Raw genomic sequence first — 21,062 nt, 5'->3', positions numbered from 1 at the left:
GTTGCGCGGTGCGCCGGGACGGATCTCCCGGGCTCTCTCTGTCCGCGGCCGGTCAGACGGCGCATCCACCCTACCAAACGGACGCGCCGTCGCCGGCCGCGGCCCCGCCCGCCCGGCCGGACCGCGCGTCGTGCCTCAGGGGGCGCCGTCGTGCCCGGCCGTGCCGTCACCGCGGAACCGGCCCGCGGCGTCGGGCAGCACCCCGGCGAACCGGAGGAGGTCCGGCAGCGTGAGGACGAGCGACCCGTCCTCGAAGTGCACGCCCTGCGCGGGCGTCCAGTGGTTGCTCGTGCGCACGTACGACGTGTCGTCCTGCCGCAGCAGGTACACGAACGTCTCCGCGAGCACGCGGCTGCCGACCTCGCCGAGGAAGCTGCCGTCGCCCTGGAGCTCGGCCTCCTTGAGGACGTAGTACCACAGCGGGGTGCCGCCGTGGTCGCCGTCCCGCAGGGCCGCGAGCGCCTGCTTCACGTCGTCCCCCGCCCGGTCCTCGAGCTGTCCCGGGGTGAGCGGGACGACGCCGAAGGCCGCCGCGACGGCCTCGCCCGTGGGCAGCGCGAGCATGTAGCCGCGCAGCAGGTTGCGCTGCGCGAGCTGCTTCTGGAGCGCGCTCGCGACGAGCTGGGCGGGCGTGTGCGCGGGAGGCTCGGGCGGCAGGTTCCCCTCCTTGACCATCGTGCCCAGGCTCGGCGCGAGGAACGTGTCGATCTTCTCGGCCGCCCGGAACGTCCGCGGGTCGCCCTTGTCGACGAACCGCGCCCACTCGATCGGCCAGTTGGACGGCAGGACCGGGGTGCCCTGCGGTCCCGGACGCAGGCTGCCGCCGTTCCCCGTGAACTGGAAGAGCTGCGTCAGGCTCGCGTTCGCGGGCGGCGGGCCCGTGAAGTTGACGTTGAAGTCGTAGGAGTCGCGGATCATCGAGTGCCCGAACCGGAACGCCGCGACCGCGAACTCGAGCGGCATGGAGATCGGGTACCGGGGCCGGAAGAACGACGTGTCGCGCAGGAGCGTCGCGTCGAGCACGCCCGGCTTGGTGAGGGTGCGCAGGTAGTCGTTGACCACGAGCCACTGGTAGTGCCACCGCACGAGCTGGCTCGCGCGCTCGAACACGCCGCGCTCCCCGCCCGTGAGCCGGGTCCAGGGCTCGACGTCGTCCACCCAGTCCACGACGGCGTTGTGGAACCGGATCATCGCGAGGTGGAGCTGGGCGACCACGAGGTTCTCGTCGTTGCGCCCGTCCGGGATCAGCGGCGCGCCGCCGTCGTCGCGCGGCAGGTCGCGCTGCGCGTCGTCGCCGGGCGCCACGAGCGAGAACGACGGACCGCCCGGGATGACGAGCGGCTCGGTGGAGATGCGGCCGAGCCGCAGCTTCGCCGAGCCCGGCACGTACGACGCCTCGCTGCGCGTCGTGCGGTACCCACGCTCGCCCTCGAACCGCGGCCCGCTGCCGTACAGGGAGTCGAGGTTGAGCGCCGGGTGGCGCCCGTTGTGGAGCGAGCGCACCACGACCCACGGCGCGAAGACCCGGAAGGGCACCGCGTCGACGTCGCCGAGCGCCTGGTCCCCGTCGCGGCCCGTCGTCGTGTCGGGGCCGTTGGTGTTGAGCGTGATGTCGTGGTCGATGAACTGGCCCCAGTACGTGTACACGGCCGGAACGTGCGAGTCGAGGCTGCGCGGCGGCTGCCCGGGCGGGGTGACGGGCCGGGCGACCATCGCCGCCCCGAGCGTCTTCAGCGCGGCGACGGTCGCGGCCGTCGCGCCGTTCCCGACCGGGAGGTGGAACCGCGGGAAGCGCTCCGCGAGCTGCGGGAACAGGTAGTCGAACGCGGTCGTGGAGTCGTACCGGTGGTGCTCGAGGTCCCGCGCCACCGCGGCCTCGGCCGCGGGCAGGAGCGGTGCGTCCGACTCCGCCGGGTCCACGTCCGCGTCGGTCGCGACCTCGTCGGGGACGACGGCCGACCCGTGCCCGACGCTGCGGACGGTCCGGCCGACCGGGGTGGACGCCTGGTCGACGGCGTCGGGTGCGACGTCGTCGACGACGGTCTCGGCGACGGGAGCCGCCGGTTGCTGCTGAGCCTCCATGGCTCTGCCCTCTCTGTCGGAGGTCTTCGTGCGGCCCGCGCGGCGGGCCGCCGGCGCCCCCGCGGGCGTGCGCGCGCGGGGACGGGTGCGACCGCCCCCGGGCCGCAGCCCGAGGACCGCGCGGCCGCCTGGGCGCCGTGCACGACGGCGCCGCTCACCCGGAGGGAGGGACCTGCGCCGGTGTCGTGACACGGCCGGGCAGCGCCCGCAGGACGGTGCGGTGACGGAGTCGAGGGCCGTCCTGGCGACGCCCGCACGACGTCTCGGGCGAGGACCCCGCGGACACGCCGCGACGGCCCGGCCGGGCTCAGCCCCGCAGGAGGCCGCGGCGCCGGGCCTCGGCGACGGCGGCCGTGCGCGACGGCGCGCCGAGCTTGTCGTAGACGTGCACGAGGTGCGTCTTCACGGTCGCGCGCGAGAGGAACAGCTCGTGCGCGATCTCGTCGTTCGTGCGCCCCTCGGCGACGAGCGCGAGCACCTCGAGCTCGCGCGCCGTGAGCGCCGTGCCCGGGCTGCGCAGCCGGCCGAGCAGCCGCCGCTGCACCGCCGGGCCGAGGGCGACCTCGCCCGCCGCGGCCGCGCGCACGGCGGCGACGAGCTCGTCGGTCGGCGCGTCCTTGAGCAGGTATCCGCGAGCGCCCGCCTCGACCGCGGCGAGGATGTCGGCGTCCGCGTCGTAGGTCGTGACGACGAGCACGGGCGGACCGTCCGTCGCGACGATCTCGCGGACCGCGTCCACGCCCCCGAGGCGGCCGGGGCCGAACTGCAGGTCGAGCAGCACGACGTCGGCCCGCAGCCCGCCGCGCAGCCGCGCGAGCAGCTCCTCGGCGGAGCCGACCTCGGCGACGACCCGCACGTCCGGCTCGGCCTCCAGCACGGCGCGCAGGCCGGTCCGCACGACGGGGTGGTCGTCCGCGAGGACGACGTCCACGGCGGTCCCGGTCATCGCTCCTCCTCGGTGCAGGCGTCGGTCTCGGTCCGGGTGTCGGCCGGGCGGTCGGCGGGGCGGTCGGCCGGGTCGTCGGCCGGGTCGTCGGCCCGGTGGTCGGCAGCCGCGCCCGACCGGGTCCCGGTGGTCGCCGCGAGCGGCACCCACGCGGCCACCGCCGTGCCCGCCCCCGGCGCGGACTCCACGGACAGCGTGCCCCCGAGGTCCGCGACCCGCGCGCGCATGGCGCCGAGGCCGAAGCCGCCGGGCCGGTCCGCCGCCGGCGCGGGGAGGGCGTCCGGGTCGAAGCCGCGCCCGTCGTCGACCACGTCGAGCGCGACCGCGTCGTCCCCCGGCCCGGTGCCCGCGAGGAAGCTCACGGTGACGGCGGCCCGCGTCGCACCGGCGTGCCGTTCGACGTTGGCGAGCGCGGACTGCGCCACGCGCAGCAGGGCGGCCTCGACCTCGGTCGGCAGCGGGACGGGCTCGCCGCTCACCCGCACGACGACGCGCGGCCCGCCCTCGGCGGCGCGTCCGGACGCCCGGTCCGCGACGCGGCGCAGGGCCCCGACGAGGTTCGACGACGCGAGGTCGGCCGGCGCCAGCGCGCGCACGACGCGGCGCGCCTCGGCGAGGTTGTGCCGGGCGACCTCGCGCGTCTGCTCGACGTACCCGCGCGCGGTCTCCGCGTCGCCGGCGTCGAGCGCGGTCCGGGCCGCGCGCAGGAGCAGCTCGGCGGACGAGAACCCCTGGGCGAGCGTGTCGTGGATCTCGCGCGCCAGGCGCTCGCGCTCGGCCGCCACCGCCCGCTCCCGCTCCGACGCCGCGAGCTCGTCGCGGGTGCGCACGAGCTCGTCGAGCGTGCGCTGGCGCTCCTGGGACTCCCGCACGACCGCTTCCAGCGCGAGGACGACGACGACCGCGACGGCCCCGCCGATGGCCGGCCCGAGCACGAACGGCAGCGCGACGCGCGCGGTCCACGCGGCCATGACGCCCACGACGAGCACGACGACCACCGCGACCGCGACCGGGCCCCGGCGCGGGCCGAGGACGTGCATCGCCACGAACATCAGGGGGAACGCGACCCAGACGGCGGTCGTCGTGACGAGCGACAGCCCGACCCAGAGGGCCACGAGACCGGTCACCCACGCGCCCGCGGGCCACCACGCACCGCGCGGCGCGCGCACGTCGACGGGCACGGGGACGCGACGACGGCCCACCACGTACAGCGCGAGCAGGGCCGCGCCGAGCAGCACGGCGCCCACGCCCCGCGCCGTCGACGTGACGAGCGCGCCCGCGACCGCGAGCGCGACCAGCCCGACGAGCAGCACGTCCAGGCCGCGCCGCAGCCACCGCGTCGCGGCCGGCACGACCGGCGCGACGCGACCGGCCGCCGACGTCGCACGGTCGACCGATGCACGGCCCGACGACGCACGGCCCGTCGGCGCAGCACGGCCCGCGAGCGCGGCAGGCTCGGCGGGCTCGGGTCCGGGCGGGGTCACGCCGTCACCCTAGCCACGGCGCCGCGGCCCGGCATCGTCCGAACGGTCGATCCCGGGCTCGTCCCTGCGGCGCCCCAGGACCGGTCGGACCGGTGATCCGCGGCGCGCCCTGACGCGGGACGGTGGACGGGACGTCGGGACGAGTCCTGCGACGCACGACCGCTCGTGCTCGCCGGAGCGCGTCCCCGCCCCCGCACTCTGTCCCACTCGCTGCCCTCGAACCCCGGAGGTCTCCCCCGTGTTCCTCGCCCTGCGCGACCTGCGCCACGCGCGCGGTCGCTTCGCGCTCATGACGGTCGTCGTCGCGCTCATCACGTTCCTCGTCGCGTTCCTCGCGGCGCTCACCGCGGGCCTCGGCCGCGCGAGCACCTCGGCGGTCACCGACCTGCCGGTCGACCGCGTCGTCTTCTCGCCCCCGGAGGAGGGTGCGTCCCCCTCCTTTACCGAGTCCGAGGTGACCGCCGCGCAGACGGACGCCTGGGCCGCCGTTCCCGGGGTCGACGCCGCGGAGCCGCTCGGCGTCGCGACCGTGCGCGCGTCCGGCGACGCGACGGCCGCCGTCACCGCGTTCGGCGTGCGGCCCGGTTCGGGGCTCGTGCCCGGCACCGACGACGGCGGCGCCGACGTCTCCCCCGGCGCCGTCGTGCTCTCCCGCGGCGCGGCCGACGCGCTCGGCGCCGACGTGGGCGACCCGGTGGACGCCGGACCGCTCGACCTGACGGTCTCCGCCGTCGCGGACGTCGAGGCGGACTACGCGCACACGCCGGTCGTCTGGGTGTCCCTCGACGACTGGCAGGCCGTCGGAGCGCGCGGCGGCGCCTCGTCCGACGACGCGGCAGCCGGGCAGGTGGCCACCGTCGTCACCCTGCGGTTCGGCGACGACCCGCCGACCGCGGACGTGCGCGCCGCCACGGACGCGCGCCTCGGCACCGTGACCGCGACGCCGCGCGAGGCGCGCTCGGCCATCTCGTCGTTCACCGCCGAGAACCTCTCCCTGACCCTCATGCAGGTCTTCCTCCTCGCGATCTCGGCGCTCGTCGTCGGCGCGTTCTTCACCGTCTGGACCATCCAGCGCGCGGGCGACGTCGCCGTGCTGCGCGCGCTCGGTGCCTCGACGCGCTACCTGCTGCGCGACGCGATCGGCCAGGCCGGCGTCGTGCTGGGCGTGGGCGTCGGCGTCGGCACGGCCCTCGCGGCCGGCGCGGGACTGCTCGCGTCCCAGGTCATGCCGGTCGTCGTCGACCTCTCGACGACCCTCGTGCCCGCCGTCGTGCTCGTCGTGCTCGGCGGACTCGGCGCGGTCCTCGCCGTGACGCGCGTCGCGCGCGTCGACCCGCACGCGGCGCTCGCGGCCCGCTGACCCTTCTCCCTCTCGTCCGTACCGACCCTCAGGAGCTCCCCGTGGACCTCGTCCTCGACCGTGTCCGTCTCACCTACCCCGACGGCGACGGCGTCCTCGTCGCCGTCGACGACGTCTCCCTCACCGTGCCCTCGGGCACCACGACAGCGCTGCTCGGCCCGTCCGGCGCCGGCAAGTCCAGCCTGCTCGCCGTCGCGGCGACGCTCACGCCGCCGACGTCGGGCGTCGTGCGGGTTGGTCCCGACGTCGTCAGCGCACCGCTCGACCCCGGCACCGAGCCCGGGGACGCGGCCGGACGGCGCGGCCGGCGGCGCGCGCGGCGCGCGGCGGACCGGGCGGCGGCGCTGCGCCGCGAGCGCATCGGGCTCGTGTTCCAGCAGCCGCAGCTCGTCGCGTCGCTCACCGTGCTCGAGCAGCTCGAGCTCATGAGCCACCTGCAGGGGCGCTCCCCCGCGTCGCGCCGCGCGCACGCCCTCGCGCTGCTCGACGCGGTCGGGCTCGCCGACCGCGCGGATCGCCGGCCCGAGCACCTCTCGGGCGGGCAGCGCCAGCGCGTCGCGATCGCCCGCGCGCTCATGAACGACCCCGAGGTGCTCCTCGTGGACGAGCCGACGTCGGCGCTCGACCACGAGCGAGGCGTGCAGGTGGTGGAGCTGGTCGTGCGGCTCGCGCGCGAGCTCGACGCGGCGACCCTCCTCGTCTCGCACGACGAGGCGACGCTCGACCCGGTCGACGCGCGGGTCCACCTCGCGGACGGCCGCCTCGTCCCGGCGCCCGCGGCGGCCTGAGGACGCGCTCGGGCCGCCGTCGGGTCAGCGGACCGCGCGCACGTGGGTCGCGACCGCGACCGCCACGACGGCGGCCAGCGCCTGGGCCACCACGACGCCCCACCCGGGCGTACCGACGAGCAGCGCGACCCCGAGCGGGACCGCGCCGAGCACCGCGACGTCGGGCCCCTTGCGCAGCACGGCCGCGGCGCCCGTCGGCAGGCCGCCCGAGGGTGTCGCGAGCAGCGGCCCGCCCCAGTCCGGCGGCTCGCGGTAGGCGCTGCGCACGGCGGCGGCGCCCTGGACGACCGCCGCGAGCACCGCGACCCCGAGCCAGCGTGCGTCCCCCGTCCCGAGCGCGAGCGGGGCCGCGCCCGCGACGAGGCAGGCCGTCGCGGTGAGCGTCGGGACGACGCCGCGCGCGAGCCGCGTCCAGCGCGCGCGGAGGGGCACGAGCGCGTCGACGACCGGGGCCATCTCGGCCGTGCGCGCCCCCTCCGCGCCGAGCACCGCCGCGCCGAGGCCCGCCACGACGAGCAGGGCGAAGAGACCGAAGCCGGAGCTCAGGCCGGGCACCTGCTGCGCGACGACCGTGAGGGCGGCGAGACCGACGAGCTGGGCGAGCGCCGACGGGCTGCGGCCCAGCAGCACGAGGTCGGCCGCGGCCACCGCGCCGACGGGACCGCGCACCGCGGCGAACCGGCGCGGCCGGCGGACCCGGACCCGGGCGGCGCCGGCACGGCGCAGGGCCCGGCCGAGGTCCCGCGTGTCGAAGGACAGCACGGCGCCACCCACCTGGTCCGCGACCGCGCTCTGCGCGCGCAGCACCGTCGCGCCGAGGGACTCCAGCCCGCGCCACCACCGCAGCACGAGCAGCGCCGAGACGGCGAGCAGACCGAGCACGACGACGAGCGGCGCACCGAGCGGCGGGAGACCCGGGCGCCCGGCGACGACGAGCGCGAGGCCCGCGACCGGCACGGCCGCGACCGCGACGTCGCACGTCCGCGCGAGCAGCCCGGCGGCGTGGGCCGACGGCTGGGCGAGTCCCGCGACCGCGACGAGGAGTAGGCCGAGGGCGCCGCCGGTCGCACCGGCCCGCAGCGCGGGCACCGCGTCCAGACCGGCCGCGACCGCGACGACGGCGCTCCCCAGCGCACCGAGCCCGGCACCCAGCACGACGGCGCGCGCGAAGGACGGCGACACGAGACCCCGCCGGTCGGCGGGCGTCGGCACCCACCACCGCACCCCGCCCCCGCCGGCGCCGACCGGGCCCAGGCGCACGGCGGTGCCCGTGAGGAACGCGAGCAGCGCCGTCGTGCCGAGCGCCTGGACGGCCCCCGGTCCCAGCACGGGCGGCCCGCCCGCCGGCGCGGCGGTCGCGAGCGTCGAGCGCAGCATCGAGGCGAGCCCGACGACCCAGCCCGTCGCGAGCGCGACGGACACCACGGCGTAGGCGACGTCGACGACGATCTCGCCCGGCCCGGCGTCGGCCCGCGCGGCCGCGGCACGGGCGGTGAGACGGCGCAGCTCGCGGCCCGTCAGCAGCTCGTCCGGGTCGGAGCGCAGCGCGCTCGCTCCGTGCGGCACGGTCAGCGCACCGCCAGGAGCGCCGCATGGACGTCGGCCGGTGCGAGCGGGACGCACCGGTCGTCGCCGACGAGCAGCCCTCGCGCGCCCGTGCGCGCCACGAGCTCGGGGTCGTGCGTGGCGAGGACCACGGCCACGCCGCTGCGCGCGTCCTCGACGAGCAGCGCGGCGAGGCGCTCGCGCATCCCCGGGTCGAGCCGCTGCTCGGGCTCGTCGAGGACGAGCAGCTCGCGGGGCCGCACGAAGCCCGAGGCGAGCAGGAAGCGTCGCCGCTGGCCGGAGGAGAGCGCCGACGGGAGCGACCGACCCTGTTCGGCGATCCCGAACCGGTCGAGCAGCTCGTCCACGACGGACCCGGCCCCCGGCACGCCGTGCCCCCGCGCGACGAGGACGAGGTGCTCGCGGACCGTGAGCGCCGGGAAGAACGCGTCGTCGTCGAGCACGCCCGCGACGCGCGCCCGGAAGTCGCGCTCGCGCTCGTCCACGTCGCGCCCGAACGCGCGCACGGCACCGCCGAGCGGCGCCTGGAGACCGAGCAGCGTGCGCAGGAGCGTCGACTTGCCGCTCCCGTTGGCGCCGATCACCACGACCAGCTCGCCCGGCGCCACGGCGAGGTCGACGGGCGCGCACACCGCGACGTCCGCGTAGCCGACGCGCAGCGCGCGCGCCTCGAGCACGGGTGCCGGGGCGGCCACGGTCAGGCGCCCGGCGTCGTCGCGGCCGGCTCCCCGCCCGGGGCGGCGAGGATCTGGCGGGCGCGCGCGACGTCGTCGTGCATCTGCGCCACGAGCGGCTCGATGCCGTCGAAGCGCAGCGTCGGGCGCAGCCGCTCGACCAGCTCGAGGACCACGTCCTCGTCGTACAGGTCGAGGTCCGCGCGGTCGAGGACGTACGCCTCGACCCGGCGCTCGACGCCGTCGAACGTCGGGTTGGTGCCGATCGAGATCGCCGCCGGCAGGCGCACGTCCGCGTGGCGGGGGTCGGCGCCCGCGAGCTGCGGTCGCTCGAGCCAGCCCGCGTAGACGCCGTCGGCGGGGACCATGCCGCTGATCGAGCCGAGGTTGGCCGTCGGGAAGCCGAGCTCGCGCCCCCGCGCGTCGCCGTGCACGACGGTGCCGCGCACGCGGTGGGACCGGCCGAGGATGCGGGCCGCCTCGCGCACGTCGCCCGCCGCGAGCAGCGCGCGCACGCCCGTCGAGGACCAGCGCACCTGCGAGTCGCCCGGCGTCTCCTCGTCGGTGACCGGCACGCCCTGGTGCTGGCCGACGTCGTCGATCGCCACCACGTCGAAGCCGTACCGCGCGCCGAGCGCGACCATCGTCTCCATGGTGCCCGCGTTGTCGCGGCCGAAGCGGACGTCGTGCCCGACGACGACCGCCCCCGCGTGCAGGCCGTCGACGAGGTAGGTGCGCACGAACTCCTCCGGCGTCTGCCGCGCGAACTCGAGCGTGTACTCCACGAGCAGGACCGCGTCCAGGCCCGTCGCGGCGAGCAGCTCGACCCGGTCCGCGATGCCCGAGATGAGCTCGGGCGCGCTCTGGGGGCGGTGCACGGCCGACGGGTGCGGGTGGAACGTCACGGCCACGGCGCGGGCGTCGCGCTCGCGCGCCAGGTCGACGATGCGCCCGAGCACCTGGGCGTGCCCGCGGTGGACGCCGTCGAAGTTGCCGATCGTCACGACCGACGGGCCGAAACCCGGGGGAACCTGGCTCAGGTCCGTCCACAGGTGCACGCGAGAACTCCTCAGGTGAGCAGGAAGGCCGCGGGTGCCGCCCGGGGCGGCCGCCCGTGCCGACGGGGGGCGGCGGACCGGACGGGGAGGCACCGGGACCGCGCTGGACAAGACTGCCACGCCCCGGGCACGACGCCGAACCGGACGCGTCAGGCGGGAGCGAGCACGAGGACCGGCCGAGCGAGGTCCTTGCCGCCGCGGCGGGTGTCCTCCACGAGCGCCACGAGCTCGCCCGCCGGGGACATCGCCGCCGTCGTGCCGGGCGTCCCGCTCGCGTCGACCCACTGCCCGTACGACAGCGCGGTCGCCTGCTCCGAGGTCAGCTCCCGCACGGGGAACGTCGCACGGGCCGCCTGCGCGAGCGGCAGGGTCGCGAGCACGCCGTCGCGGTCCGCCTGGGCCTCGAGCTCCTCGAGCGTCGAGGCGACGTCGAGCCCGTACCCGCCCACCCGGGTGCGCCGCAGCGCCGTGAGGTGGCCGCCGACGCCGAGCGCCGACCCGAGGTCGCGCGCGAGTGCGCGCACGTACGTCCCGGACGACACGGTCACGGTGACGTCGACGTCGAGCGCGGGCGGCGCATCGTCGGGGAGGCCCTGCTCCCCCGGCGCCACGGGCCGCACCGCGAGCACGTCGAAGCGCGAGACGACGACGGGCCGCGCCGCCAGCGCGACCTCCTCGCCCGCACGGGCGCGCGCGTACGCGCGCTGCCCGTCGACCTTGATCGCGCTCACCGTGCTCGGCACCTGGAGGATCTCGCCGGTGAGACCGGCGATCCCCGCGTCGAGGTCGGCCCGCACGACGGCGGACGCGTCCGCCCGCGAGAGCACCTCGCCCTCCGCGTCGTCGGTCGTGGTCGCCGCACCGAGGCGGATCGTCGCGTCGTAGTCCTTGTCGGCGCCGACGACGTACGTCAGCAGCTTCGTCGCGCGCCCGACGCCGAGCACGAGCACGCCCGTGGCCATGGGGTCGAGCGTGCCCGCGTGGCCGACCTTGCGCGTGCCGGCGAGGCGTCGGCCACGGCCGACGACGTCGTGGCTCGTCCAGCCCGCGGGCTTGTCGACGACGACGAGACCGTCGGGAGCGACGGGGCGTCGCTCCCGACGGTCGGTCGCGGACGGGCGTGCGCCCACGCGGTCAGGCCCGGTCGTCGTCGGCGACGGCGTCCGCGTCCTCCGACGTGCGGTACGGGTCGGCGTCCCCGGCGAAGGGCTTGCCCTCGCGCAGGGCGGCGAGCTCGGCGTCGCGCCGGCGGGCCTCGACGAGCGCGGCGTCGAGGTGCGCCGCCGTCTCGGGCACCGCGTCGAGGTGGAACTCGATCGCCGGCGTGAGGCGGATGCCGGTCTGCTTGCCGACCTCCGACCGGATGAGGCCCTTCGCGCTCTCCAGCGCGGCGGCCGTCCCGGCCCGCTCCTCGTCCGTCCCGTAGACGGTGTAGAACACCGAGGCGTTCTGCAGGTCGCCCGTGACACGGACGTCCGTCACGGTGACGAACCCGAGGCGCGGGTCCTTGATCCGCGTGTCGAGCATCTGCGCGACGATCTCCTTGATGCGGTCGGCGAGCTTCCTCGCCCGGGGGTGGTCGACCATGTCTTCTTCCTTTCGTGCCGAGCCTTCCGGCGACGGTCCCGACGACCGTACGTCGAACGGCGCCCACCGGCCGGGTGGGTGACCGCGGTGGGGTGCTGACTGACGACTGCGGGTGATGACGACCGCGGGGTGACGAACGCCCGGGGGCGGCCACGATGACCGTGACCGCCCCCGGGCGTGACGAGCGTCAGGAGCGCGGCTTCTCGCGCATCTCGAACGTCTCGATGGTGTCGCCGACCTGGAGGTCGTTGAACGAGCCCAGACCGATACCGCACTCGAAGCCCTCGCGGACCTCGGTGGCGTCGTCCTTGAACCGCTTGAGCGACTCGACCGTGAGGTTGTCCCCCACGACCTTGCCGTCGCGCAGGACGCGCGCCTTGGCGTTGCGGCGGATCTCGCCCGACCGGACGATCGAGCCGGCGATGTTGCCGAACTTGGAGGAGCGGAAGATCTCGCGGATCTCCGCCGTGCCCAGCTGGGCCTCCTCGTACTCCGGCTTGAGCATGCCCTTGAGCGCGGCCTCCACGTCCTCGATCGCCTGGTAGATGATCGAGTAGAAGCGGACGTCGACGCCCTCGCGCTCGGCCAGGTCCTCGACGCGCTCGCCGTACTTCACGTTGAAGCCGATGATGATCGCGTTGTCGACCGTCGCGAGGTTGACGTCGTTCTGCGTGATCGCACCGACACCGCGGTGGATGACGCGCAGCTCGACCTCGTCGCCCACGTCGATCTTGAGCAGCGCGTCCTCGAGGGCCTCGACGGCACCGGACACGTCGCCCTTGAGGACGAGGTTGAGGGTCTCGACCTTGCCCTGCTGGAGAGCCTGCGTGAAGTCCTCGAGGCTGATGCGCTTGCGGCGCTTGGCCAGGAGGGCGGCGCGCTCGGCGGCCTCGCGCTTCTCGGCGATCTGGCGGGCCGTGCGCTCGTCGGGCGCCACGAGGAACGTGTCGCCCGCGCTCGGCACGGACGCGAGACCCAGCACGAGGACCGGACGGGCGGGGCCCGCCTCGGTCACGGCGTTGCCGTGCTCGTCGAACATCGCGCGGACACGGCCGTGGGCCGTGCCGGCGACGATCGCGTCACCGACGTGCAGCGTGCCGGACTGGACGAGGACGGTCGCGACGGCGCCGCGGCCCTTGTCCAGGTTCGCCTCGATGGCGACGCCGCGCGCGTCCTTGTCGGGGTTCGCACGCAGGTCGAGCGAGGCGTCGGCCGTGAGCAGGACGGCCTCGAGGAGGTCGTCGATGCCCATGTTCTGCTTCGCGGACACGTCGACGAACATCGTGTCGCCGCCGTACTCCTCGGCCACCAGGTTGTACTCGGTGAGCTGCTGGCGGATCTTGGCCGGGTTCGCCGACTCCTTGTCCACCTTGTTCACCGCGACCACGATCGGCACGTTCGCCGCCTGGGCGTGGTTGAGCGCCTCGATGGTCTGCGGCATCACGCCGTCGTCCGCGGCCACGACGAGGATCGCGATGTCCGTCACCTGGGCACCACGGGCACGCATGGCGGTGAACGCCTCGTGACCCGGGGTGTCGATGAAGGTGATGGCGCGGTCGACGCCCTCGTGCTCGTGACGCACCTGGTACGCACCGATGTGCTGGGTGATGCCGCCGGCCTCGCCCGCGACGACGTCCGTCTGGCGGATGGCGTCGAGGAGCTTCGTCTTTCCGTGGTCGACGTGCCCCATGACGGTGACGACCGGCGGGCGGGCGGCGAGCTCGTCGTCGCCCTCGGCCTCGAGCTCCGCGTCCAGGTCGATGTCGAACGACCCGAGCAGCTCGCGGTCCTCCTCCTCGGCCGAGACCATCTCGATGACGTAGCCGAGCTCGGACGCGAGGGCACCGAACGTGTCCTCGTCGAGCGACTGCGTCGCCGTGGCCATCTCACCGAGGTGGAACAGCACGGTCACGAGGCTCGCGGGGTTCGCGTCGATCTTGTCGGCGAAGTCGTTGAGCGACGAGCCGTGACGCAGCCGCACGACGGTCGAGCCGTTCCCGCGGGGAACCTGCACGCCGCCGAGCGACGGCGCCTGCATCTGCTCGAACTCCTGGCGCTTCGCGCGCTTCGACTTCCGCCCACGGACCGGGCGACCGCCGGCGCGCCCGAAGGCGCCCTGCGTCGAGCCACGACCGGCGCCACCGCGGCCACCGCCACCGGGACGGCCGGCGAAGCCGCCGCCACCGCCGGGAGCGCCACCACCACCGGGACGACCGCCGAAGCCGCCGCCACGACCGCCGCCACCGCCACCGGGACGACCACCGGGAGCAGGACGCTCACCGGGACGGCCGATCGAGGTGCGGCCGGGCATCATGCCCGGGTTGGGGCGCGGGCCGCCGGGACGCGGCGCGGGACGCGGGCCGCCCGGGCGAGGACCGCCCGAGCGCTCGCCGGACGCCGCCGCCGCACCCTCGGTGCGCTCGGGGTGCGACCCGGGCCGGGGCATGCCCTGGCTCGGGGCGAACGGGTTGTTCCCCGGGCGCGGGGCGCCCGGACGCGGGCCGCCCTGCCGGGGCATGCCCTGGCTGGTCGCGAACGGGTTGTTCCCCGGACGCGGTGCGCCGGGACGCCCGCCCGAGCCACCGGGGCGCGGGGCGGACGCGTTCGTGCCGCCGCCCGGCTTGGGCGAAGCGGTGGGCTTCTGCGCGGGCGCGGGCGTCGGACGCTGCGCCGCGGGAGCCTGGGGTGCCGGAGCCTTCGGGGCCGGCGCCGCGGGCGCGGCGGGTGCCGGAGCCTTCGGGGCCGGCGCGGCCGGCTCGGCGGGGGCCGCGGCCTGCGGAGCCTGCGGAGCCGGCGCGGCCTTGACCTCCGGCTTCGGGGCCGGCTTCGGCGCGGCCGGACGCGCGGCGGGTGCCGCGGGCTTGCTCGCGCCGCCGCCTCCGGCGGGGAAGGCGTCGCGCAGCTTGCGGACCACCGGTGGCTCGATGGTCGAGGATGCCGAGCGGACGAACTCACCGAGCTCCGTCAGCTTGGTCATGATGGTCTTGCTTTCCACCCCGAGCTCCTTCGCGAGCTCGTAGACGCGGACCTTTGCCACAACTCTCCTGTCTCGGCCCGCCCCGGACAGGGAGGACCGTCGTTAGTGCTGGGTGCTCATCGCTGGGTACTCATCGGGTGCCCATCGGCTTCTAACCCGCTTCCTTGTCGACGTGTCGTGCTGGCGGCCCCGTACGGACGGGGCCGTGACGCATGGCTCAGAGGTGCTCTCCCGGACGGGCCTCGATCGCGGCGCGGACCGCGGCGAGGTCGAGGGGCCCGGCGACACGCAGGGCCCGCGGGACGGCCCGCCGGCGTTCCGCCGTCTCGAGGCACCGGGTCGACGCGTGGAGCCACGCACCGCGACCCGGCAGCGACCGCCCGGCGTCCACCACGAGCCGTGGCTCGTCGGTGCCCGCGCCGGACCGGTCGAGGACCAGACGGAGAAGAGCTGACCGCAGGTCGCGCTGCCTGCACCCGACGCACGTGCGGACCGGACCCGATCCCGTGGGAACGGGGTGGGTCGTGGAGTCCGGGGGCATGGTCGAGGTGCGGGCTCGCGGCCCGGTCGATGACAGTCTACCGCGCCGGTCCGTCATCCGTGACCGTCCCACGCCCCGCGGCTACCGGTCGGCAGCGCGAGGACCTGCGGGAGCGGCACCGTCCGACCCCTCCGCCGGGGCGCCGCCCTCGTCCGAACGGATGTCGATGCGCCACCCCGTGAGCTTCGCGGCCAGGCGGGCGTTCTGCCCCTCCTTGCCGATCGCGAGGGAGAGCTGGAAGTCCGGGACGACGACGCGCGCGGCGCGCGCCACCTCGTCGACCACCGTGACCGACGACACACGCGCCGGGGACAGCGCGTTGGCCACGAACTGGGCCGGGTCGTCGCTGTGGTCGACGATGTCGATCTTCTCGCCGTGGAGCTCCGCCATGACCGCGCGCACGCGCGAGCCCATGGGCCCGATGCACGCGCCCTTGGCTCCGAGACCAGGGACGCGCGAGCGGACGGCGACCTTGGTGCGGTGCCCCGCCTCGCGCGCGATGGCCGTGATCTCCACCGAGCCGTCGGCGACCTCGGGGACCTCGAGCTCGAAGAGCTTGCGGACGAGGTTCGGGTGCGTGCGGCTCAACGTGATCTGCGCGCCCTTCATTCCCCGGGCGACCTCGAGCACGTAGGCGCGCAGGCGCTCGCCGTGCACGTACTCCTCCGTCGGGACCTGCTCGTGCGGCGGGAGCACGGCCTCCGTGCCGCCCACGTCCACGAGCACGACGCGCGGGTCGCGGCCCTGCTGGATGACGCCCGCGAGGACCTCGCCCTCCTTGCCGCGGAACGTGCCGAGGATCTGGTCGTCCTCCGCGTCGCGCAGGCGCTGGACGATGACCTGGCGTGCGGTCGAGGTCGCGATGCGCCCGAAGTCGGCGGGCGTGTGATCGAACTCGGGGCCGTACTCGACGGGGCCGCGCGGGGCGTCCTCGTCGTCGGTCTCGGGAGCCGGCAGCTCCTCGCGCGCCCACACCGTCACGTGGCCCGTCTTGCGGTCGAGCTCGACGCGTGCACGGGTGTACGCGTCGGGGGTGCGGTGGTACGCCGAGAGCAGGGCCTGCTCGATCGCGGCGACGAGCACGTCGAGGCTGATGTCCCGCTCGCGCTCCAGCAGGCGCAGCGCGCTCATGTCCACGTCCATCGTCAGGCCTCCTCGTCGTGGTCGGTCGTCTCGTCGGCGGCGCCGTCGAGCTCGGGCAGGTCCGCCTCGAGGGCGCGCTTGAGCTCGACCTGCACCTCGCCGCGCACGACGTCGGCGAGCGGCACCACGCGCTCCGTCACCGCGCCGCGCGCGCCGGGGACGTCGAGGACCAGCTCGGTCTCGACCGCAGAACCGGAGCGCAGGCGCCCCTCGAGCGTGCCGCCGTCGGTCAGGACGAGCCGCACGAGACGGCCGCGGGCGCGCCGGAAGTGGCGCGGCTCGGTGAGCGGACGGTCCGTGCCCGGCGTCGAGACCTCGAGCGTGTACGCGCCGTGGAGCGGGTCCACCGTGTCCAGCGCCGCGGAGATCGGGCGCGTGGCCTCGGCCACCGCGTCCAGGTCGAGGCTGCCCTCGACGTCGTCGGGGAGGTCCAGCACGACGCGCACCACCGAACGGGCACCCGCGCGCGACACCGTGACGTCCTCGAGGTGGAGCCCGGCGTCGCGGACCGCGGGCTCGACCGCCTCGCGGACGCTCTCCCGGAGCGCGTGCGCCGCCGCGTCGCCTCCGGACCCTCTGCCGGACTGACCGCCCGCCTGCCCTGCCATGACTCAGCTCCTGTCCGTGTCCCACGCCGGGTACGCCAGACGACCGGTGTGTTGTTGTCTCGGGTGCTCCGACCCCCGCTCGCGGGACGTCGGAACGGGGACCAGCCTAACGACTCGCGGGCCCCGGACGTGACATCATCGCCCCCGATGACTCCCCACGCGACCGCGGCCGACGCCGCCCCCCGAGCCCGGCGGACCCGTCCCGCGGCCCGTGCCCGCCGTCTGCTCGCGGTGGTCACGGTGCTCGCGACGGGCGTCCTGGCGGCCGGGTGCGGCGTCCGGCTGGACACGCCGCCGCCCACGGAGCCCTCCCCCGACACGGTCGAGGTGCTCCGCTCCGGGGCCGTCGACGACGCGCTCGCGGTCGCCGCGCTGGTGGCGGACGTCACGCCCCGCGTGATCGACCCGACCGCGCTCGCGGTGCTCGGCGAGGCCGCCACGTTCGCCGAGCAGCACGTCGACGCGCTCGGCGGGGTCTACGACTCCGGCCTCGAGGACCCCGCGGAGCCGGAGGGCGACGTCGCGGGCGACGCCGAGACCGGCACCGCGGGGACCGACGCCCCGGGGACGGGCACGGACGCGGCGGGCACGCCCGCCCCCGGCACCGCGACGACGGACGACGTCGTCACCGCGCTCGTGGGCGCGGCCGAGCGCACGGGCGCGGCGGCGGACGCCTCGCCGGACGCGCGGCTCGCGCGGCTCCTCGCGTCGGTCGCCGCCTCGGAGCACGTCTCGGCGCAGCGGCTCGCCGCGGCCACGGGCTCGACGGCCGCGGCGGGCCTCGCCGAGCAGCCGCCCGTCGACGACGCGCCCGGCGGCGTCGGCGCCGCGGACCTCGCGACGCTCGTCGAGGCGGAGGACGCCGCCGGGTACGGCTACGAGGTGCGTGCCGCGCAGTCGGAGGGCGACGTGCGCACCGCCGCGGTCGCGCGCGCCGCCCAGCACCGCGCCCGCGCGCAGGGCTGGGCCCTCGCCGCGGGCACCGACGGGACGCCGCAGGACCCGCGTCGCGTCGCCTACGCGCTGCCCGACGGCACGGACGCGGCCGCGCTCGCGCGCCAGGTCGAGTCGGGGCTCGCGCAGACGTACGCGAGCCTCGTCGCCGCGGCGGCGCCGACGTCCCGGGCCGAGGCCGTCGCGCTCCTCGCGGACGCGTGGGCGAGCGCCGTCGCGTGGGGCGAGGCGCCCGTCGCGTTCCCGGGCCTGCCGGAGCAGACGGCAGGCTGAGCGCGCCCGGCTCGCACGCACGGGCGCGACGCCGACTCCCGCGGGCGGCCTGGTGCACCGACGACCCCGCGCAGCGCGCACCCGGAGCGCCACACCGCACGGCCGTGAGCGCAGCAGAGCGCCCCGGCCCGGAGGTCCGGACCGGGGCGCCCGAGGCTGCGCGGACGGTCAGCCGAGGAGCTCGGCGACCCGGCCCGCGACGTGCTCGACGGCGTCCTCGACGGTGACCTGCGCCGCCTCGCCCGCGCGCGGGCGGACCTCGACGACGCCGTCGGCCAGGCCGCGGCCCACGACGAGCAGGAGCGGCACGCCGAGGAGCTCGGCGTCCTTGAACTTCACGCCGGGCGAGACCTTGGGCCGGTCGTCGTAGATCACCTCGACGCCTCGACCTGAGAGCTCGGTCGCGAGGCGCTCGGCCTCCTCGAACACGCTCGCGTCCTTGCCCGTCGCGACGACGTGCACCTGCGCGGGCGCGACGTGCGCGGGCCACGCGAGCCCGGCGTCGTCGTGGTTCGCCTCCGCGAGCGCCGCGAGGACGCGCGTGACGCCGATCCCGTAGGAGCCCATCGTCACGACGACCTGCTTGCCGTTCTCGTCGAGCACCGTGAGGCCGAGGGCCTGAGCGTACTTGCGGCCGAGCGCGAAGATGTGGCCGATCTCGATGCCGCGCGCGAGCTCGAGCGGGCCCGAGCCGTCGGGCGCGAGGTCGCCCGCGCGCACCTCCGCGGCCTCGACCGTGCCGTCGGCGGCGAAGTCGCGCTCGGCGACGAGGTCGAACACGTGGCGGCCGGGCGCGTTCGCGCCGGTGATCCAGCGCGTGCCGGCGACGACGCGCGGGTCGAGGAGGTAGCGCACCGAGTGCCGCTCGGGGGTCTCCCCCGCCGGCGCGTCGGACGCGCCGTCCGCGGGCGCCTCGCGGCGCGCGTTCGGGCCGAGCACCTGCGGGCCGATGTAGCCCTTGACGAGCTCGGGGTGGGCGGCGAAGTCGGCGTCCGTGGCCGGCTCGACCTCGGCGGGCTCGAACGCCGCGCCGACGCGCTTGAGGTCGACCTCGCGGTCGCCCGGCAGCCCGACGACGACGACCTCGCGGCGGCCGTCCGGGTGCGTCAGCGCGAGCACGACGTTCTTCAGCGTGTCGGCCGCCGTCCACGCGCGGTCCTCGCGGGGGTAGCGCGCGTTCGCGAGCTCGACGAGCGAGGCGATGGTCGGGGTGTCGGGCGTGTCCTCGACGTGCGCGGCCGGGGCGTCGGCGTAGTCGACCGCCTCGGGCACCGGCGTGACCACGGCCTCGACGTTCGCGGCGTAGCCCCCGGGCGAGCGCACGAACGTGTCCTCGCCGATCGCGGTCGGGGTGAGGAACTCCTCGGAGCGCGATCCGCCCATCGCGCCGGACGTGGCGGCGACGATGACGTACTCGAGCCCGAGCCGGTCGAAGATGCGCCGGTACGCCGCGCGCTGCGCCTCGTACGAGCGCTCGAGGCCCTCGTCCGTCGTGTCGAACGAGTACGCGTCCTTCATGACGAACTCGCGCCCGCGGATGAGGCCCGCGCGGGGACGCGCCTCGTCGCGGTACTTCGTCTGGATCTGGTAGATCGTCAGCGGCAGGTCCTTGTACGACGAGTACAGGTCCTTGACGAGGAGCGTGAACATCTCCTCGTGGGTGGGCGCGAGGAGGTAGTCGCCGTCCTTGCGGTCCTTGAGGCGGAAGATGTTCGGCCCGTACTCCGTCCAGCGGCCCGTCGCCTCGTACGGCTCCTTGGGCAGCAGCGCCGGGAAGTGCACCTCCTGCGCGCCCGCGGCCGCCATCTCCTCGCGGACCACGTCCTCGACCTTGCGCAGCACGCGCAGGCCGAGCGGGAGCCAGGTGTAGATGCCGGGGGCGGCGCGACGGATGTAGCCCGCCCGCACGAGGAGCCGGTGGCTCGCGACCTCGGCGTCGGCCGGGTCCTCGCGCAGCGTCCGGACGAACAGGGTGGACAGGCGCAGGAGGTCGGCGCCCCGGACGCGGGTGGAGGCCGCGGCGGGCGCGCCGGACGTGACGGAAGACATGCGCCCCACCCTACCGGCGGGGAGGATGTCCCCATGCCCGAGCTGCCCGAGGTCGAGGCCCTCGTCCGGTTCCTCGACGACCGCGCGACCGGCCGAACGGTCGTGGCCGCGGACGTCGCGCAGATCGCCGCGCTCAAGACGTTCGACCCGCCGATCTCGGCCCTGGTGGGGCGGGTCGTCACGGGCGCCCGACGGCACGGCAAGTGGCTCGACCTCGTGCTCGCCGAGGCCGCCGACGGGACCGGTGCGCCCGGGCCCGACGCCGAGGTCCACCTCGTGTTCCACCTCGCCCGGGGCGGGTGGCTGCGCTGGTCCGAGAAGGCCCCGACGACGCCCGTCCGCCCGCGCCTCGGCGGCAGCGGCGGCGGGAAGGCCGCGGTGCTCGCGCTGCGCGTGCGGTTCGACGACGGCTCCGGGTTCGACCTCACGGAGGCCGGGACGCGCAAACGGCTCGCGGTGCACGTCGTGCGGCACCCGGAGGAGGTCCGGGCGATCGACACGCTGGGCGTGGAGCCGCTCGACCCGGCCTTCACGCCCGAGGCGCTCGGGGCGCTCATGGCGGCGCGCAACCAGCAGGTGAAGGGGCTGCTGCGCGACCAGTCGTCGATCGCCGGGATCGGGAACGCCTACTCCGACGACATCCTGCACGCGGCGCGCACGAGCCCGTTCAAGCTCACGCGCTCGTTCACGCCCGACGAGGTCGCGCGCGTGCACGCCGCCGTGGGCGAGGTGCTCGCCGAGGCCGTGGCGGCGGCGTCGGGCAAGCCGGCCGCCGAGCTCAAGGACGCGAAGCGCGCGGGGATGCGCGTGCACGGGCGTACGGGCCTGCCCTGCCCCGTGTGCGGCGACACCGTGCGCGAGGTGAGCTTCGCCGACCGCAGCCTCCAGTACTGCCCGACGTGCCAGACCGGGGGCCAGGTCCTCGCCGACCGGCGGATGTCGCGCCTGCTCAAGTGAGGACCCGCCGGGCGG

17 protein-coding genes are annotated in these 21,062 nt (G+C 76.3%); 4 read left to right on the top strand and 13 right to left on the bottom strand.

All coding sequences use genetic code 11. The features are described 5' to 3' along the window. Nucleotides 1-135: 135 nt before the first annotated feature. The 3 genes from BXA05_RS17690 to BXA05_RS17680 all read right to left on the bottom strand — a co-directional run bounded on the left by BXA05_RS17690 (nucleotide 136) and on the right by BXA05_RS17680 (nucleotide 4,512). Nucleotides 136-2,082 carry a peroxidase family protein gene (locus BXA05_RS17690; RefSeq protein ID WP_076406478.1) on the bottom strand — a complete coding sequence of 649 codons (1,947 nt, stop codon included), beginning with the start codon at nucleotides 2,080-2,082 and terminating at the stop codon, nucleotides 136-138. A gap of 307 nt (nucleotides 2,083-2,389) precedes the next feature. Beyond that, nucleotides 2,390-3,028 carry a response regulator transcription factor gene (locus BXA05_RS17685; protein WP_076406475.1) on the bottom strand — a complete coding sequence of 213 codons (639 nt, stop codon included), beginning with the start codon at nucleotides 3,026-3,028 and terminating at the stop codon, nucleotides 2,390-2,392. Further along, nucleotides 3,025-4,512, bottom strand: a complete 1,488-nt coding sequence (locus tag BXA05_RS17680; RefSeq protein ID WP_076406473.1) for a sensor histidine kinase — start codon at nucleotides 4,510-4,512, stop codon at nucleotides 3,025-3,027. Before BXA05_RS17680 ends, BXA05_RS17685 begins: the two co-directional genes overlap by 4 nt. A gap of 238 nt (nucleotides 4,513-4,750) precedes the next feature. Here BXA05_RS17680 and BXA05_RS17675 point away from each other — a divergent pair, with 238 nt between their 5' ends. Then, nucleotides 4,751-5,872: an ABC transporter permease gene (locus tag BXA05_RS17675; RefSeq protein WP_076406471.1), complete on the top strand. Its 1,122-nt coding sequence runs from the start codon at nucleotides 4,751-4,753 to the stop codon at nucleotides 5,870-5,872. Between the two features lie 41 nt (nucleotides 5,873-5,913). Further along, nucleotides 5,914-6,660 (top strand): ABC transporter ATP-binding protein, encoded by a 747-nt coding sequence (locus BXA05_RS17670; protein WP_076406469.1) that lies wholly within the window; start codon nucleotides 5,914-5,916, stop codon nucleotides 6,658-6,660. Between the two features lie 24 nt (nucleotides 6,661-6,684). On the opposite strand, the gene BXA05_RS17665 is transcribed toward BXA05_RS17670, so the two are convergent. From BXA05_RS17665 to rimP, 9 genes are all read right to left on the bottom strand, one after another. Continuing rightward, nucleotides 6,685-8,226, bottom strand: a complete 1,542-nt coding sequence (locus BXA05_RS17665) for a DUF6297 family protein (protein ID WP_076406467.1) — start codon at nucleotides 8,224-8,226, stop codon at nucleotides 6,685-6,687. 2 nt (nucleotides 8,227-8,228) lie between these two features. Beyond that, nucleotides 8,229-8,921, bottom strand: coding sequence for an ABC transporter ATP-binding protein (locus BXA05_RS17660; protein WP_083712007.1), 693 nt, complete (start codon nucleotides 8,919-8,921; stop codon nucleotides 8,229-8,231). Between the two features lie 2 nt (nucleotides 8,922-8,923). Continuing rightward, nucleotides 8,924-9,958: a bifunctional riboflavin kinase/FAD synthetase gene (locus BXA05_RS17655; protein WP_076406465.1), complete on the bottom strand. Its 1,035-nt coding sequence runs from the start codon at nucleotides 9,956-9,958 to the stop codon at nucleotides 8,924-8,926. Nucleotides 9,959-10,107: 149 nt separating this feature from the next. After that, the gene (gene truB / locus BXA05_RS17650) at nucleotides 10,108-11,088 is read right to left on the bottom strand and encodes a tRNA pseudouridine(55) synthase TruB (RefSeq protein ID WP_076406463.1); all 981 of its coding nucleotides are present in this window, start codon (nucleotides 11,086-11,088) and stop codon (nucleotides 10,108-10,110) included. A 4-nt stretch (nucleotides 11,089-11,092) separates the two neighbouring features. After that, nucleotides 11,093-11,545, bottom strand: a complete 453-nt coding sequence (rbfA, locus tag BXA05_RS17645) for a 30S ribosome-binding factor RbfA (RefSeq protein ID WP_043659091.1) — start codon at nucleotides 11,543-11,545, stop codon at nucleotides 11,093-11,095. A gap of 187 nt (nucleotides 11,546-11,732) precedes the next feature. Continuing rightward, a complete protein-coding gene (gene infB / locus BXA05_RS17640) occupies nucleotides 11,733-14,582 on the bottom strand; it encodes a translation initiation factor IF-2 (protein ID WP_076406461.1) in 2,850 nt (949 codons plus the stop codon). Nucleotides 14,583-14,739: 157 nt separating this feature from the next. Beyond that, complete coding sequence (locus tag BXA05_RS17635; protein ID WP_076406459.1) at nucleotides 14,740-15,063, bottom strand: YlxR family protein; 324 nt, start codon at nucleotides 15,061-15,063, stop codon at nucleotides 14,740-14,742. A gap of 81 nt (nucleotides 15,064-15,144) precedes the next feature. Next, nucleotides 15,145-16,206 carry a transcription termination factor NusA gene (nusA, locus tag BXA05_RS17630; RefSeq protein WP_021482697.1) on the bottom strand — a complete coding sequence of 354 codons (1,062 nt, stop codon included), beginning with the start codon at nucleotides 16,204-16,206 and terminating at the stop codon, nucleotides 15,145-15,147. 2 nt (nucleotides 16,207-16,208) lie between these two features. Continuing rightward, the gene (gene rimP / locus BXA05_RS17625; protein WP_076406457.1) at nucleotides 16,209-16,814 is read right to left on the bottom strand and encodes a ribosome maturation factor RimP; all 606 of its coding nucleotides are present in this window, start codon (nucleotides 16,812-16,814) and stop codon (nucleotides 16,209-16,211) included. 147 nt (nucleotides 16,815-16,961) lie between these two features. Between rimP and BXA05_RS17620 the strand changes: the two genes are divergently transcribed. Further along, complete coding sequence (locus BXA05_RS17620; protein WP_143311199.1) at nucleotides 16,962-18,041, top strand: DUF4439 domain-containing protein; 1,080 nt, start codon at nucleotides 16,962-16,964, stop codon at nucleotides 18,039-18,041. Between the two features lie 168 nt (nucleotides 18,042-18,209). On the opposite strand, the gene BXA05_RS17615 is transcribed toward BXA05_RS17620, so the two are convergent. Continuing rightward, on the bottom strand, nucleotides 18,210-20,090 hold the full coding sequence (locus BXA05_RS17615) for a proline--tRNA ligase (protein ID WP_076406453.1): 1,881 nt from the start codon (nucleotides 20,088-20,090) through the stop codon (nucleotides 18,210-18,212). Nucleotides 20,091-20,123: 33 nt separating this feature from the next. Between BXA05_RS17615 and BXA05_RS17610 the strand changes: the two genes are divergently transcribed. After that, nucleotides 20,124-21,047 (top strand): Fpg/Nei family DNA glycosylase, encoded by a 924-nt coding sequence (locus tag BXA05_RS17610; protein WP_076406451.1) that lies wholly within the window; start codon nucleotides 20,124-20,126, stop codon nucleotides 21,045-21,047. The last annotated feature ends 15 nt before the right edge of the window (nucleotides 21,048-21,062 follow it).

Source organism: Cellulosimicrobium funkei (genome assembly GCF_900155925.1).
Lineage (GTDB): Bacteria > Actinomycetota > Actinomycetes > Actinomycetales > Cellulomonadaceae > Cellulosimicrobium > Cellulosimicrobium funkei.
This window is presented reverse-complemented; position numbering and strand designations above follow the sequence as displayed.

What these genes read in the sequence shown, in the direction of transcription:
- BXA05_RS17620 (WP_143311199.1), top strand. Translation starts at nt 16,962, where the DNA reads ATGACTCCCCACGCGACCGCGGCCGACGCCGCCCCCCGAGCCCGGCGG.
- BXA05_RS17635 (WP_076406459.1), bottom strand. Translation starts at nt 15,063, where the DNA reads ATGCCCCCGGACTCCACGACCCACCCCGTTCCCACGGGATCGGGTCCG.
- rbfA (WP_043659091.1), bottom strand. Translation starts at nt 11,545, where the DNA reads ATGGTCGACCACCCCCGGGCGAGGAAGCTCGCCGACCGCATCAAGGAG.
- BXA05_RS17690 (WP_076406478.1), bottom strand. Translation starts at nt 2,082, where the DNA reads ATGGAGGCTCAGCAGCAACCGGCGGCTCCCGTCGCCGAGACCGTCGTC.
- BXA05_RS17615 (WP_076406453.1), bottom strand. Translation starts at nt 20,090, where the DNA reads ATGTCTTCCGTCACGTCCGGCGCGCCCGCCGCGGCCTCCACCCGCGTC.
- nusA (WP_021482697.1), bottom strand. Translation starts at nt 16,206, where the DNA reads ATGGACGTGGACATGAGCGCGCTGCGCCTGCTGGAGCGCGAGCGGGAC.
- BXA05_RS17610 (WP_076406451.1), top strand. Translation starts at nt 20,124, where the DNA reads ATGCCCGAGCTGCCCGAGGTCGAGGCCCTCGTCCGGTTCCTCGACGAC.
- BXA05_RS17685 (WP_076406475.1), bottom strand. Translation starts at nt 3,028, where the DNA reads ATGACCGGGACCGCCGTGGACGTCGTCCTCGCGGACGACCACCCCGTC.
- rimP (WP_076406457.1), bottom strand. Translation starts at nt 16,814, where the DNA reads ATGGCAGGGCAGGCGGGCGGTCAGTCCGGCAGAGGGTCCGGAGGCGAC.